The sequence below is a fragment of the Micromonospora sp. LZ34 genome, assembly GCF_052981855.1.
Genome location: NZ_JBRIQN010000014.1, coordinates 12,658 through 27,187, shown reverse-complemented (window position 1 = coordinate 27,187; position 14,530 = coordinate 12,658). Strand labels below are relative to the sequence as shown.

At 74.1% G+C, this 14,530-nt stretch carries 11 protein-coding genes; 2 read left to right on the top strand and 9 right to left on the bottom strand.

Features of this window, described 5'->3' with window-relative positions:
* Nucleotides 1-17: 17 nt before the first annotated feature.
* A complete protein-coding gene (locus tag ACVCAH_RS17040) occupies nt 18-3,170 on the bottom strand; it encodes an OmpL47-type beta-barrel domain-containing protein (RefSeq protein ID WP_447137122.1) in 3,153 nt (1,050 codons plus the stop codon).
* 620 nt (nt 3,171-3,790) lie between these two features.
* Entirely contained in the window at nt 3,791-5,200 is a 1,410-nt protein-coding gene (locus ACVCAH_RS17035; protein WP_447137121.1) for a cation:dicarboxylate symporter family transporter, read from the bottom strand.
* Nucleotides 5,201-5,311: 111 nt separating this feature from the next.
* Here ACVCAH_RS17035 and ACVCAH_RS17030 point away from each other — a divergent pair, with 111 nt between their 5' ends.
* On the top strand, nt 5,312-6,901 hold the full coding sequence (locus ACVCAH_RS17030; protein ID WP_447137120.1) for a sensor histidine kinase: 1,590 nt from the start codon (nt 5,312-5,314) through the stop codon (nt 6,899-6,901).
* Entirely contained in the window at nt 6,898-7,581 is a 684-nt protein-coding gene (locus ACVCAH_RS17025; RefSeq protein WP_447137119.1) for a response regulator, read from the top strand. The genes ACVCAH_RS17030 and ACVCAH_RS17025 overlap by 4 nt, the downstream gene beginning before the upstream one ends.
* Before the next feature lie 170 nt (nt 7,582-7,751).
* Here the strand turns inward: ACVCAH_RS17025 and ACVCAH_RS17020 are convergent, their stop codons facing one another.
* From ACVCAH_RS17020 to ACVCAH_RS16990, 7 genes are all read right to left on the bottom strand, one after another.
* A complete protein-coding gene (locus tag ACVCAH_RS17020) occupies nt 7,752-8,957 on the bottom strand; it encodes a peptidoglycan DD-metalloendopeptidase family protein (RefSeq protein WP_447137118.1) in 1,206 nt (401 codons plus the stop codon).
* A gap of 90 nt (nt 8,958-9,047) precedes the next feature.
* Nucleotides 9,048-9,857, bottom strand: coding sequence for a class I SAM-dependent methyltransferase (locus ACVCAH_RS17015; protein ID WP_447137117.1), 810 nt, complete (start codon nt 9,855-9,857; stop codon nt 9,048-9,050).
* Nucleotides 9,838-10,662 carry an ABC transporter ATP-binding protein gene (locus ACVCAH_RS17010; protein ID WP_447137116.1) on the bottom strand — a complete coding sequence of 275 codons (825 nt, stop codon included), beginning with the start codon at nt 10,660-10,662 and terminating at the stop codon, nt 9,838-9,840. The genes ACVCAH_RS17015 and ACVCAH_RS17010 overlap by 20 nt, the downstream gene beginning before the upstream one ends.
* Nucleotides 10,662-11,405 (bottom strand): ABC transporter ATP-binding protein, encoded by a 744-nt coding sequence (locus tag ACVCAH_RS17005; RefSeq protein WP_447137115.1) that lies wholly within the window; start codon nt 11,403-11,405, stop codon nt 10,662-10,664. Before ACVCAH_RS17005 ends, ACVCAH_RS17010 begins: the two co-directional genes overlap by 1 nt.
* Entirely contained in the window at nt 11,402-12,415 is a 1,014-nt protein-coding gene (locus tag ACVCAH_RS17000) for a branched-chain amino acid ABC transporter permease (RefSeq protein WP_447137114.1), read from the bottom strand. The genes ACVCAH_RS17005 and ACVCAH_RS17000 overlap by 4 nt, the downstream gene beginning before the upstream one ends.
* Nucleotides 12,412-13,305, bottom strand: a complete 894-nt coding sequence (locus ACVCAH_RS16995) for a branched-chain amino acid ABC transporter permease (RefSeq protein ID WP_447137113.1) — start codon at nt 13,303-13,305, stop codon at nt 12,412-12,414. The genes ACVCAH_RS17000 and ACVCAH_RS16995 overlap by 4 nt, the downstream gene beginning before the upstream one ends.
* Nucleotides 13,302-14,498, bottom strand: coding sequence for an ABC transporter substrate-binding protein (locus ACVCAH_RS16990; protein WP_447137112.1), 1,197 nt, complete (start codon nt 14,496-14,498; stop codon nt 13,302-13,304). The genes ACVCAH_RS16995 and ACVCAH_RS16990 overlap by 4 nt, the downstream gene beginning before the upstream one ends.
* Between the last annotated feature and the right edge of the window lie 32 nt (nt 14,499-14,530).

The following is a 14,530-nucleotide window of genomic DNA, read 5'->3' as shown; positions in this document are numbered from 1 at the left end:
TGGTTCCCCTTCGATGGTCAGCAGCAGCTGCTCGGGTTGGCAGATGAGGGCGCGCCGCCGGGGCAGCACGCGGTCAGCGGCGCGATCCGCACGTTGCGGAAGCTCACGACGTCGGCGGTGCCGTGGTTCTGCAGGCCGATGTGGCCGCTGGCGTGCTGGCGCCCGGCGCCGCCCGGGTCGTCGGCCCGGGGCGGGCTGAACACCGCGTCCGGCGTGTTGACGTACTCGTTGATCAGTTCGCCGTTGCGGAAGACGGAGTAGTGCTGGCCCACCACCCGGATCTCGTAGTCGTTCCAGGTGCCCTTCGGGGCCACCTTCGCCCCGGCCAGGTCGACCCGGTCGAAGCCGTACACCGATCCGCTCTTGTACTGGTCGCCGTCGGACCGGTCGTAGATCTGCAGTTCGTGGCCGTACTTGATGGCCACCCACTCGGGCCGGGACTCCTCGGCGTGCCCGTGCACGTCGGGGAAGCGGACGAAGACCCCGCTGTTGGCGCGCCCGGTGCCGGGGGCGTCGTCGCGCCACTGCAGCTTCAGCGAGAAGTCGCCGTACTCGGCGGTGGGGAGCCAGAGCATGCCGAGGCCGGGGACGGCGCGGCTGGTGATCGAGCCGTCGGCGTTGCGGGTGAAGCCGCCCGCGCCGACGTGCTGCCACCGGTTGAACGATGCCGCCGAGGCGTCCAGCAGCGGCTGGTAGCCGGCCTTGTCGTCCGCCTTGCCGACGCCGGAGCGGGCGGCGGCGCTCGCCAGGCGACCGTGCTCCTTGTGGTCGATCAGGCCCAGGTGGTGCAGGTGCTCCGCGATCTCCGTGACGTGCTTGACGAACTGGCCGTGGTTGGGCCACGCCCTCTCGTCCTGGATGGCGTTGTTGATCGTGCAGTCGTCGACGACCACCCGGTTCGGCACGCCGCTGTCCACCGTGCCGAACCACACCGTCGGCCGGGTGTCCGGCACCGCGCAGGCGCTGGGGCCGCTGGCGACCACGGTGAAGGTGACCGACGCGGTGCCCGAGGTGTTGCCGGCCTTGTCGGTGGCCCGGTAGCTGACCGTGTGCCCGCCGGGCTGGTTCACGGTGACCGGCGCCGAGTAACGGGCGTACGGCTGCCCGTCGAGGGAGTACTCGACGCGGTCGACGCCCGAGCCGGCGTCGGCGGCGGCGAGGATGACGGTGGCGCTACCGAGATAGGCGCCCTGGTCGTCGAGCTGGCCGGAGAGCGCCGCCGTGACGGTCGGCGGAGTGGTGTCCGGCGCCGGCGGGTCGACCACGGTGAACGACACCGACTGAGCGGCCGAGGTGTTGTTCGCCTTGTCCGTCGCCCGGTAGCTGACCGTGTGCTGGCCGACCTGGTTGACGGTGACCGGCGCCGAGTAGGCGGCGTACGGCTGCCCGTCGAGGGAGAACTCGATCCGGTCCACGCCGGTGCCGGCGTCGGTGGCCGAGATGGTGACCGTGGCGGAGCCGACGTACGCCCCGGTGCTGTCCCGTTGGCCGCTGACCGCGGCGTTCGCCGTGGGCGGCGTGGTGTCCGGCACCGGCGGCTGCACCACGGTGAACGACACCGACTGAGCGGCCGAGGTGTTGCCCGCCTTGTCCGTCGCCCGGTAGCTGACCGTGTGCTGGCCGACCTGGTTGACGGTGACCGGCGCCGAGTAGGCGGCGTACGGCTGCCCGTCGAGGGAGTACTCGATCCGGTCGACACCCGACTCGGTGTCCGTGGCCGACAGCGTCACCGTCGCCGAGCCGACGTACGCGCCGGCGTCGTCGCGCTGCCCGGAGACCCCGGCCGACGCGGTCGGCGGCGTGGTGTCCGGCGCCGGCCGTCGCACCACGGTGAACGACACCGACTGGGCGGGCGAGGTGTTGCCCGCCTTGTCCGTCGCCCGGTAGCTCAGCGTGTGCTGGCCGACCTGGTTGACGGTGACCGGCGCCGAGTAGGCGGCGTACGGCTGCCCGTCGAGGGAGTACTCGATCCGGTCGACGCCCGACTCCGAGTCGGTGGCCGACAGGGTCACCGTCGCCGAGTCCACGTACGCGCCGTTGTCGTCGCGCTCACCGGTGAGCGCGGCGGTGGCGGACGGCGCGGTGGTGTCCGGCTTCGGCGGTTCCACCACGGTGAAGGCGACGGACTGGGCGGCGGAGGTGTTCCCCGCCTTGTCGGTGGCCCGGTAGGTCACCGTGTGCTGCCCCGGCTGGGTGACCGACACCGGTGCCGAGTAGGTGGCGTAGGCGCCGCCGTCCAGGGAGTACTCGATCCGCTCCACACCCGACTCGGTGTCCGCGGCGGACAACGTCACGGTGGCGCTGCCGACGTAGGCGCCGGTGTCGTCGCGCTGCCCGGTGACCGCGGCCGTCACGGTCGGCGGGGTGGTGTCCGGCTTCGGCGGCTCCACCACCGTGAACGACACCGACTGCGGGGTCGAGGTGTTGCCCGCCTTGTCGGTGGCCCGGTAGCTGAGCGTGTGCTGCCCCGGCTGGTTGACCGTCACCGGCGCGGCATAGGTGCCGTAGGGGCCGCCGTCCAGGGAGTACTCGACCCGGTCGACGCCGGAGCCGGAGTCGGTGGCGGACAGTGTGACTGTCGCCGACCCCAGGTAGGCGCCGCTGTCGTTCCGCTCGCCCGACACCGCGGCCGACGCGGTCGGCGGGGTGGTGTCCGGGTTGCCGCCGGTGACGACCAGGAGGCCGCTCATCCCGCCGTGGCCCGGGATCGCGCAGAAGTACCGGTAGGTGCCGGGCGAGAGCACCACGTCGACGGTCCACCGGCCGCCGTTGGCGTCCGTCGGGTCGGCCAGGATGTTCACGTCGACGTCGCTGTTGTACGCCGGGTTCGTGGTGTCGAAGGTCAGGGTGTGCTGCATGCCGGTGGTGTTGCCGGTCGCGGCGCTGTTCTCGAACACCAGCGTCGCCGGCCCGGCGACGGCGGTGGTGGGCGCGGAGAGGTACGAGAGGAAGTTGTCACCGGCGGTCCAGGTGAGCACCTGGGCCTGCAGCTGGCGCGGCGCCTCGGTGGCGGTACCGGTCGTCGACCGTCCTGGGTCCAGCGGACGCGCGTTCGCCGGCGCGGCGGCCAGCGCGGCGGTCACCACCAGCAGGACCGCCGTGGCGACCGCCGTGATCGATCTGCGGAGCCGGCCCTGCGGGGGTCGGCTGGGCGGTGAGTACCCGTTCATGGATGCCTCTTTCACGGTCCAAGGGCTCATCTGATCGACATTGGTCGATGCACTTCGATCCGTGCGCCCCCTCCCTGGCCGCACGAGGTCCCCGGCCGTGACCTGGGGTCACGGTCGTCCTGTCTCTGGTCGGGATCTGTCTGAGGTCAGCGGGCGAGCCGGATCGCCCGCGGTGTCAGACACGGTTCCGCGTCGGAGCTGACGGGGTGATCGAGAAGGGACGGGCATCGGTCAAGCCACGGCGCTCGCGCGCCGGGGCGCCTACGTGGGGCGCCGACCCGGGGTGCCATCCCTGGTCAAGCTGTGGCCGCCGGACGTGTTGCGCCGCCTGCGGCCCTGGTCGAGAGTCACCGCGCCGTCGGTTCATCTCGATGAAACATATTGATGTGTCCCGACACTACTAAGTTGCCAACGACGTGTCCAGACCTTTCGTCGACGCCGCCGGTACTTTTCTCCAGACGAACGAAAGTGCGCAGCGCTTTCGAACGCAACGGCGTTACATCCCTCATTCGTCCTGTTCGGACGGTCGTCCCGGGGCGGCGATCCGGAGTGAGCGGACGTGGCCGGCGGCACCGTAAGGTGCCGCCGGCCGGGTCCGGACCGCTGGGGTGGTACGCCGGTCAGGACCGGGCGGACCCGGCGCCGACCTCCTCGCCCACCCGCGGGCCGGGCTCGGTGGCGTCGACCGCCCGTCCCGCCGACTCGTCGTGGCCGTGGTCCTCGTCGAGCATGGTGGCCTCGTCGAACGGCCGCTCGCCGGAGAGGACCGCCCGAGCCTGCGCCCGGTCGAACTCGCCGGTCCAGGTGCCGATCAGGACGGTGGCCACGGCGTTGCCGGCGAAGTTGGTCAGCGCCCGCGCCTCGGACATGAACCGGTCGATGCCGACGATCAGCCCGACCCCGTCGACCAGGTCCGGGCGGTGCGACTGGAGACCGCCGGCAAGGGTGGCCAGGCCGGCGCCGGTGATCCCGGCCGCGCCCTTCGACGCGATGATCATGAAGAACAGCAGCGAGACCTGCTCGCCCACGGAGAGCGGATCCCCCATCGCCGCGGCGACGAAGAGCGAGGCCATGGTCAGGTAGATCGCGGTGCCGTCGAGGTTGAACGAGTAACCGGTCGGGACGGTGATACCGACGACCGGTCGGCTCACCCCGACGTGCTCCATCTTCGCGATCAGGCGGGGCAGCGCCGACTCCGACGACGAGGTGGACACGATCAGCAGGAACTCCCGGCCCAGGTAGCGCAGCAGCGAGAAGATCGAGATCCGGGCGACGAGCCGGAGCAGCACGCCGAGGACGACCAGCACGAAGATCAGACAGGTCGCGTAGAAGCCGAGCATGATCTGCGCCAGGCTCTTCAGCGCGTCCACCCCGGTCGCGCCGACCACGGCGGCGATCGCCCCGAACGCGCCGACCGGCGCCAGCCACATGATCATCGTGAGAACCTTGAAGACCAGGCGCTGCGCGATGCCGACGGCCCGCAGCACCGGCTCGCCACGGCTGCCCATGCCCTGCACCGCGAAGCCGACCAGCAGCGCGACCAGCAGGGTCTGCAGCACCTCGCCGCCGGTCAGCGCGGACAGCAGCGAGGTCGGGATGATGCCGAGCAGGAAGTCGACCGTGCCCTCGCTCTCCGTACCGGCCGCCTTCTGCCCCGCCTCGGCCAGTTCGCCGCTGAGCTGCAGGCCGGTACCGGGGTGGACCAGGTTGCCGACCACCAGGCCGATGGCGAGCGCGACGGTGGACATCACCAGGAAGTAGCCGAGCGCCAGCCCGCCGACCTTGCCGACCTTGGCGGCCTGCCGGACCGAACCGACGCCGAGCACGATGGTGCAGAAGATCACCGGGCTGATCATCATCTTGATCAGGGCGACGAAGCCGGTGCCCAGGGGCTTGAGTTCCTGGGCGACCCCGGGGGCGACGAAGCCCAGGGCGATGCCCGCGACGACCGCGACGATCACCGCGAGGTAGAGGAGGTGGGTGCGGTCCCGCCGGGGCCGCGTGGCCGGAGTGGTGGTGGGGGTCTGCATGGCAGAGACTGTGGCCCAGGTCTCAGCCGGAATCAGCCTTGCGTTCATTCTGTTCACCGACCTGAACCATCGCCTGCCCGTGAGCGCGACGGACCGTCACGACGAGGAGACATGACCGGACGGAAGTGGAGCATCGCCGGGCAGTTGTTCGCCCTCCAGGTCCTGGTGGTCACCCTGCTGGTGGTGGCCGGGACGGTGGGCGCGGCGCTGCTCGCCCGATCCGACGCCCGGGACGCGGCCAGCAAGCAGGTGCTGGCGGTCGCCGAGACCGTCGCCCGCTCGCCCGAGGTGGCCGCCGCGCTGCGCTCCCCCGACCCGTCGGCGACCCTCCAGCCGTACGCCGAGTCGATCCGCTTCGCGACGGGGACCGACTTCGTGGTGGTGATGGCCCCGGACCGGACCCGCTACTCGCACGCCGACCCGGCCCAGATCGGCCACCCGTTCATCGGCGAGATCGGCCCGGCGCTCGCCGGCCGGCCGTTCACCGTCGTCAACACCGGCACCCTGGGCGAGTCCGTCCGGGCCGTGGCGCCGGTTCGCGACAGCGGCGGGACGGTCATCGGGCTGGTGTCGGTCGGCATCACCACCGAGGCGATCAACCGGGAACTGCTGCGCCGGGCTCCCGTGCTGCTGGCCGCCACCGCCGCCGCGCTGGCCCTGGCCGCCGCCGGCTCGTGGCTGCTCAGCCGGCGGCTGCGCCGGCAGACCCACGGCCTCGGCCCGGCCCAGATGACCCGGATGTACGAGTACTACGACGCGGTGCTGCACTCGGTGGGCGAGGGTCTGGTGGTGATCGGCCCGGACCGGCGGATCGCCCTGATCAACGACGAGGGGCGCCGGCTGCTCGGGCTGCCCGCCGACGCGCCGCTGGTCGACCGGCCGGTGACCGAGGTCGACCTGCCGGCGGCGCTCACCGAGCTGATCACCTCCGGTCAGGCCGCCCGGGACGAGCTGATCCTGACCGCCGACCGGGCGCTGGTGGCCAACCAGCGGCCCACCGGCGCCGGCGGGCGGGCGCTGGGCACGGTGCTGACCCTGCGCGACCACACCGACCTGCGGGCGCTGACCAGCGAGCTGGACTCGGTGCGCGGGCTCACCGACGCGCTGAGCGCGCAGGCGCACGAGGCGGCGAACCGGCTGCACACCGTGCTCACCCTGGTCGAGCTGGGTCGCACCGACGAGGCGCTCCGGCTGGCCACCGAGGAGCTGGCGCTGGCCCAGCAGCTCACCGACCAGGTGGTCGGCGCGATCACCGAGCCGGCGCTGGCCGCGCTGCTGCTCGGCAAGTCCGCCCAGGCCGCCGAGCGCGGCGTCGAGCTGACCGTCGACCCGGCATCCCGGCTCGACGTCGGCACCCTGCCCGCCGGTGACCTGCTCACCGTCGTGGGCAACCTGGTCGACAACGCGCTGGAGGCCGTCGCCGCCGGGGCGCCGCCACGGCGGGTCCGGGTGTACGTCGCCGAGATTGCGGGCGAGGTGCTGGTCGAGGTGACCGACAGCGGTTCGGGGCTGCCGCCGGAACGGGTCGCCGACGCGTTCCGCCGGGGCTGGTCGACCAAGGCCAACGGACGGGGCCTCGGGCTCGCCCTGGTCGGTCAGGTGGTCACCCGGCACGGCGGCCGGCACGAGGTGGCCGCCGGGCCGGACGGCGGGACGGTGTTCCGCGTCCGGTTGCCGGTGCCGCTGGAGCTGGGCAGGTGACCGACATCCGGGTGCTGGTGGTCGAGGACGAGGAACTGATCGCCGAGGCGCACCGCGCGTACACCGAACGGGTGCCGGGGTTCCGCGTGGTGGGGGTGGCGCGGACCGCCCGGGAGGCGATGGGGGCGCTGCGCCGCACCGGCGAGGACGCGGTCGACCTGGTGCTGCTCGACTTCCACCTGCCCGACGTGCACGGCCTGGACGTCTGCCGGGCGATGCGGGCCGCGGGCAGCGACGCGGACGTGCTCGCCGTGACCTCGGCCCGCGACCTGGCGATGGTCCGCGCGGCGGTAGCCCTCGGGGTGACCCACTACCTGCTCAAGCCGTTCACGTTCGCCGCGTTCCGGGACAAGCTGGAGCGGTACGCCGAGTTCCGGCGGCAGACCTCGGCCGGCGGGACCGTCGCCGCGCAGCACGAGGTGGACCGGATGTTCGCCACCCTGCGCGGCACCGCGCCGGACACCCTGCCCAAGGGGTTGGGCGCGCAGACGCTCGACGCGGTGCTGGACGTGCTGCGCCGCCACCCCGGGCTCTCCGCCTCGGAGGTGGCCGAACAGACCGGCATGTCCCGGGTCACCGCCCGGCGCTACCTGGAGCACCTGGTCGACACCAGCCGGCTGGTCCGGGCTTCCCGCTACGGCACGCCGGGCCGGCCCGAGGTGGAGTACCGGCCCGCCTGACCCGAGCCGCAGCCCGGCCGCCGCCACGGCCACCGACCCTGACCCGCGCCGTGCCCGGGGTGGATCGGCCGCCGGGTCGCGGCGGCGGCTGGGCCTCCGGCCGGGCGTGGCGGAGGCCCGTCCGGTCGGGCGCACCGTCGCCGCGGCTGTCGCACCCGGCCGCGGGGCGGTCAGCACCAGCCGTTGACCGGGCCGTTCACGCCGGTCCACAGGTAGGCGTCGGACACCCAACTGCCGTCGGTGAGCCGGTCCCAGAGCGCGGTGGTGCCGTACCGGCCGGTGTGCGAGGTGCCGTTGGCCGAGCAGGAGATGCTCACCGTGGCACCGTCGGCGACCGAGCCGAGTGCGGCGTAGCCGGTGCCCGGGCCGGCCCGGCGGGTCAACGTGCCGCCGCCGTTGGCGTCGACCACCGCCTGGGTGAAGCCCAGGGCGCCGTAGTTGTAAACCGCGCCGCCGGCACCGACCCAGGCCGAGCCGTGCCGCGCCCCGCCCTGGTAGGCGGCGGCGCCGTTGCCGAACACCCATTTGCCGATGTCGTGCCCGGCGATCGGCACGTACGCGCCGTTCTGCCGGAGCCCGAAGTGGACGTGCCGGCCGTAGGCGGCCCCGCCGCAGGTGACGTCGGTGCCGGTGTAACCGAGGTAGGCCCCCTGGCCGACCGCCGCGCCGTTGACCGAGATGCTGCTCCACAGGTGGTAGTAGTCGGTGGAGTAGCCGCGGTCGTGGATCACCCGGATCCAGCCCTGGCACATGGTGTAGGCGGTGCCCGCCCGGGCGGCGCGGACCACCTGGTCTCCGCCGGCCAGGTCGACCGAGCTGTACGGGGTCTCGCTGCCGCCCCAGCCGTGCGGGCCGCCGGACAGGGTCCAGGTCTGGCCGACGGCGAACGGCAGGGCCATCCCGGTCCGGTAGTCGCCACCGGCGTACATCGTGCCCGGGGCGGTGCCGAAGACAGCCTTCTCCGCGGCGCTGACCAGGGGTGACTCGGCGGCCAGCGCGCTGAACGCGGCCTCACCGTCGAACGCCACCTGCCAGTCGCCCGCCCGGGCGCGGGCGATGAAGACCGCGCCGACCGGGTGGGCGTCCGCCGTGCGGGGCGCGACCGCGACGGCGGTGCCGAACGCCCAGCGGCCGCCCTGCCGGGTGACCGAGATCCGGGTGTCGGGCCGGTCGGCGGCCGCCGCCCCGGCGACCCGTGCCTGCCCGAGCAGCTTCGCGGTCACCGCCGCCTCGACCGTCCCGGCCGCCGGCTCCGCCACCGCGGGGTGCGCGGTGGCGGTCAGGACCAGGCAGCCCGTGGCGAGCGTCGCCGTGGCGAGACCGGCCCATCGTCGTAGGTATCCCATTGCCGACCTCTCCTCATCGAAGACTGTCATTGCATGATGTGCCGACGATAGGCAACGGATAGAAGGATGTCTACACGTGAGGACGGCGGCGATGAAGGTATGTTTCGGCAATCGGCCGGGTCACCGCCCCGCCGGCCGCCGCCCCCGGGCCGACACGAACTGGTAGGACATCACGGCGAACCCCGGGTCCCGCAGCAGCTTGCGGAACGCCTCCAGCTGGCCGGCCGACAGCCCCGCGTCGAGCAGCTCCGGCTCCAGCTGGCGGGAGTTCGTCACGTACAGCGACGCCCCGGTCGAGCCGCCGGGCCAGCTCCGCGAGTGGGTCACCGTGTCGACGTCCACCAGACCCGCCGCCGCCAGCTCCGCGTGCACGTCCTGCGCCCAGGCCAGGTCCGCGCCGTGGCTCTGCAGGATGCCGAGCATCGCGTCCGTCACCTGGGCGAAGAGCTTCGCCGCGTCGTCGCTCGGCGCGGTCAGCACCCGCAGCGGCGCGGTGCAGTCGAACTCCTCGACCACCAGCCACCCGCCCGGGGCCAGCGCGCCGGCCAGCGTGGCCAGCACCCGCCGCCGCTCCGGCAGGTGCAGCAGCACCAGCCGGGCGTGGATCAGGTCGAAGGCGTCCCCGGGCGGCGGCTCGCTGCGCACGTCGTGCCGGCGTACGTCGAGGTTGCCGGTCGGGGCCAGGTGCGCGGTGTCGATGTCGGTCGCCAGCACCCGGCCCGCCGGGCCGACCGCCCGGGCCATGCTCCGGGCCACCGAGCCGCCGCCGGCGCCGATCTCCCAGCACACGTTGCCCGGAGCGAGCACCGGCGGGGCGATCCGATGAGCGGTTATCGGGTCCAGGAACGACTCCAGCGCCCGCAGTTGGGGCACCGCCTCCGGGGAACCGTTGTCGAAGGTGTACTCGGTGTCACGGATGTCGGTCGGCATCGTTGCTCACCCCTGTCGAAGGTGGTCGGGTCAGGTGCCCGGGACCGGCCCACAGCCCGGGCACCGGTCGGGGAGCCGGCGGCTCCGCGACCGCGGCGACGCTGAGCATCGCCGCCAGCGCGCCCGGGTCGGCCCGGGCCTCGCCCGCCGGCCGGTCGTAGACCACCCGGCCGTACTCGAGCACCGCGATCCTGTCCGCGACCTCGATGGCGTGCTGGAGTTGCTGCTCCACCAGCAGCACGGTCAGCCCGGTCCGGGCCAGGGCGCCGACCAGGTCGCGCACCCGCGCCGCCAGGTCGGGGGCGAGGCCCTCGCACGGCTCGTCGAGCAGCAGCACCCGGGGCTGGCCGAGCAGGGCCCGGGCGATCGCCAGCATCTGCTGCTCGCCACCGGACAACTGGTCGCCGCGGTGGCGCAGCCGGGCCGCCAACCGGGGCAGCAGCTCCAGGATCCGGGCGACCGTCCACCCCTCGCCGCCGGGCGTCGCGGCCCGCCAGGGCGCCGCGGCCAGGACGAGGTGCTCGGCCACGGTCAGCCGGGAGAAGACCCGCCGGCCCTGCGGGACGAGGCCGACCCCGGACCGGGCGATCCGGTGCGGCTGCCGGCCGGCGACCTGCACACCGCCGATCTCGATCCGCCCGCCGTACGGCCGCACCAGCCCGGCGACGGTGTGCACGAGGGTGCTCTTGCCCGCGCCGTTGCGGCCCACCACCGCCTGGACGGTGCCCGCCGCCACCTCGAGGCTCACCTCGTGCAGCACGATCCCGCCGGCGTAGCCGGCGCAGAGCCGCTCCGTCCGCAGCATCAGACCCCCCCTTCCGCGTAGGCCCGCCGGACCGGGCCGGAGGCACGGATCTCGGCCGGCGTCCCTGCGGCGAGCGTCCGGCCGTCCCGCAGCACGGTCACCGTGTCGCAGAGCGCGTACACCAGGTCCAGCCGGTGCTCCACCAGCAGCACCGCGACGGCGCGCGGCAGGGCCGCCAGGAACTCCACCAGCCGCTCGACCTCGACGGCGGAGAGCCCGGCGGCCGGTTCGTCGAGCAGCAGCAGCCGGGGACGCCCGGCCAGCGCCATCGCGATCTCCAACTGGCGGCGCTGCCCGTGGGCGAGCTGGCCGGCCGGGACACCGGCGAGCTCCGGCGGGCCCACCCGCTCCAGCAACGTCACCGCGGTGCGCTCGGCGGCGCGCCGCTTCCCGCCCGGACGCCACCGGCCCGGCCGCCCCGCGTGGGGCAGCGCGGCGACCACCACGTTCTCGGTCGCGGTCAGCGTCGACCAGACGGCGGGACGCTGGTGGATCCGGCCGATCCCCCGCCGGGCCCGGGCGGCCGGGCCGAGCCGGGTGACGTCCCGGCCGGCGAGGAGCACCCGCCCGCCGCTCGCCGGGGTCGACCCGCCGAGCACGTCGAGCAACGTGGTCTTGCCCGCCCCGTTGGGCCCGATCAGGGCGTGCCGCTCGCCGTGGTCGATCCGCAGGTCGACCCCGTCCAGCGCGGCCAGCGACCCGTAGCGCACGGTGACCCCCCGGGCGGACAGCAGCGGTGTCATGCCCGGGCTCCCGTCGGCGCGGGCCGCTTGCGGCCGGGCGGGCGGGCCACGAGGTCCGGGAGCAGCCGCCCGCGCCCGGCCGGCCGCCGGTGACCGCCGCCGGGCAGCAGGTAGACGGTGACCGCGAAGGCCAGCCCCAGCACCAGGGGCGCCTGCCCCGGCAACACGCCGAACAGCCAGTCCCGGGCGGCGATGACGATCACGGCCCCGACCAGGGCGCCGCCGACCGACGCGGTACCGCCGATCACCACGCCGAGCAGCAGCAGGGCGGAGGTGTCGAAACCGAAGTCGGCCGGCGAGAGGTACTGCTGGGCCACCACCAGCAGGGAGCCCGCGGCGCCCGCGACCGCTCCCGCGGCGACGTGGACGCCGGCCACGTGGACCGACACCCGGTGACCACTGGCCCGCAGCCGCGCCTCGTCGTCCCGGCCGGCCCGCAGCAACAGCCCGACCCGGGTGCGCAGGACCAGCAGCACCGCGCCGACCAGCACCGCGACGACCAGCAGGGTGTACAGGTAGCGCGCCCGGTCACTGGCCAGCACCGGCAACCCCCACAGCGGACGCACCGGCGCGACGCCGACCAGCCCGTCGGTGCCGCCGGTCACCGAGCGCCAGTGCCCGACGACGGTCACCACGAGTTCGCCGACCGCCAGGGTGATCATCAGGACGACCACCCCGCGGGCGTGCACCACGAGCGGGACGGTCACCGCGGCCAGCGCCGCCCCGGCCGCCGCCGCGACGGCCAGCTGCACCACCCCGACGTCGGAGAACTGGCCGCCGACCACCGCGCTGGCGTAGGCACCGGCCGCGTAGGGCGCGGTCTGCCCGAGGGTGGGCAGCCCGGCGACGCCGGTGAGCAGGGCGACGCTCACCCCCACCAGGCCGAGCGCCAGGGTGCGGGCGAGCAGCGCGGCGGTGTAGTCGTCGACCGCCCACGGCGCGAGCACCAGACCGGCCAGGACGGCGACGGCGACGCCGCGCCGCAGCGCGCGGACGACCTCCTCCCTCACGTCGTCCTCCGGGTGGTGGCCAGGCCCCGCGCCCGCACCGCGAGGACGGCCGCCATGGCGGCGAAGAGCAGGAACGGGGCGGCCGAGGGCGCGAGCGCGACCCCGAGGGTCTGGATCTGCCCGACGGCCAGCGCGGCGAGCAGCGTGCCGGTCATCGACCCGAGGCCGCCGAGGACGACGACCACCAGGGACAGCAGCAGCACGGCGTCGGCGGTGTCCGGCCCGGGGCCGATGATCGGCGCGCCGAGCACGCCGGCCGCGCCGGCCAGCGCCCCGGCGGCGGCGAGCACGCCGACCCGGATCCAGGCCGGGCTGACCCCGAGGACCGACACCATCTCGGCGTCGTCGACGGCCGCGCGGACCAGCATCCCGGCCCGGGTGCGGCGCACCGCGAGGTGGAGCAGGCCGGCGAGCAGCGCGGCGACCACGATGAAGACCAGCCGGTACGCGGCGTAGCGGTGGCCGGCGACGACCACCGACCCGTCCAGGGCGGCCGGGACGCGCACCGGTGGATCGTCCGGCCCGAACGCCCGCACCAGCAGGCTGCCGCCGACCAGCGCCAGCCCGAAGGTCAGCAACGCCTGGGTGAGGTGGGTGCGCGCGGCGACCCGGGTGAGCAGCCCGGCGACCAGCGCGCCGGCCGCGGTGGCGGCGACCACCCCGACCGCCAGCGCCAGCAGCAGGCTCGGCCAGCCACCGTCCAGCAGCGCGGCGGCGGTGTAACCGCCGATCGCGTAGAGGGTGCCGTGCGCCAGGTTGAGGATGCCGGCGACGCCGAAGCAGAGCACCAGCCCCGCCGCGGCGACGAACACCAGCAGCCCGTAGGCCACCCCGTCCAGGGCCAGTACCAGGTACGGGTCGATCCGGATGTCGACCGCCACCGCGCTCACCCGCCGACGGTGGCGAGGTCACCCACGACGGTGTTGGACAGCGCCCGGCCGTCCTGGCGTACCTGGCGCAGGTACCACTTCTGCACCGGCGCGTGGGTGGTCGGCGAGAACTGCCAGGTGCCGCGCGGGCTGGCGATCTGGCCGAGCTCGCCGATGGCCGCGTTGATGCTCTCCGGGGTCGGGTCGTCCCCGGCCGCCGCGATGGCCCGGTCCAGCACCGCCGCGGCGTCGTAGGAGGCCATGGCGTACGTCGTCGGGGAGCCGTCGTACTTGGCCTTCCAGGCGGCCACGAAGGCGCGGTTCTCGGCGTTGTCCAGGTCGGGCGAGTAGTTGAGTACCGAGTAGATGTCCCGGGCCGCCTCGCCCTGCGCGTCCAGCACCCCGCCCTCGGTCAGGAAGCCGGCGGCGTACAGCGGGAGGTCCCTGATCTCGGACTGCGCGTACTGCTTGACGAAGTCGACCGCCGCGCTGCCGGCGTAGAACGTGTAGACGGCGTCCGCCCCGGAGGCCTTGATCCGCGCGAAGTACGGGGTGAAGTTGGTGGTGGTCGGGAACGGGGTGAAGGTGGTCTTGCCGTCCGGGTTGGCCAGCGTGCCGCCGGCCTTGACGAACGTGTCGGTGAAGCCGCGCAGTTCGTCCCAGCCGCCCTGGTAGTCCGGGCCGATGGCGTAGACGCTGCCCTTGACGCTGTCCCGCACGTGCTGGGCGATCGCCTCCCCCGGCTCGTCGGAGAGGTACGAGGTGTGCCAGATGCGGGACACGTCCTTCAGCTCCGGCCGCCCGTTCGAGCCGACGAACGGCACCTTCGTCTCGTTGAGCAGCGGGTAGACCGCGGCCACCGAGCCGCCGCCGACGATGCCGGTGAGCGCGACCACGCGATCCTGCTTGAGCAGTTTCGTCGCGGCGGGCACCGCGGTCGGCGCCCCGTTGCCCTCGTCGGCGACGACCAGGTCCACCTGCCGGCCGCCCAGCTTGCCGTCGTGGGTGGACAGGTAGAGCTCGAAGCCGTCGCGGATCTCCTTGCCGACCGCCTGGTACGTGCCGGACAGCGACGCCAGCAGGCCGATCTTGATCGATCCGGTCGAACCGGCGCCCGGGCCGTCGTCGCCGCAGCCGGTCGCGGCGAGCAGGACGAGGGCGAGGAGGGCGGCCGCGGTGCGGGCACGGCGGCGTCGAGGGATGGTCAGGGGCATTGTCTTCTCCTACAGAGGGGGTGGAAGCGCCG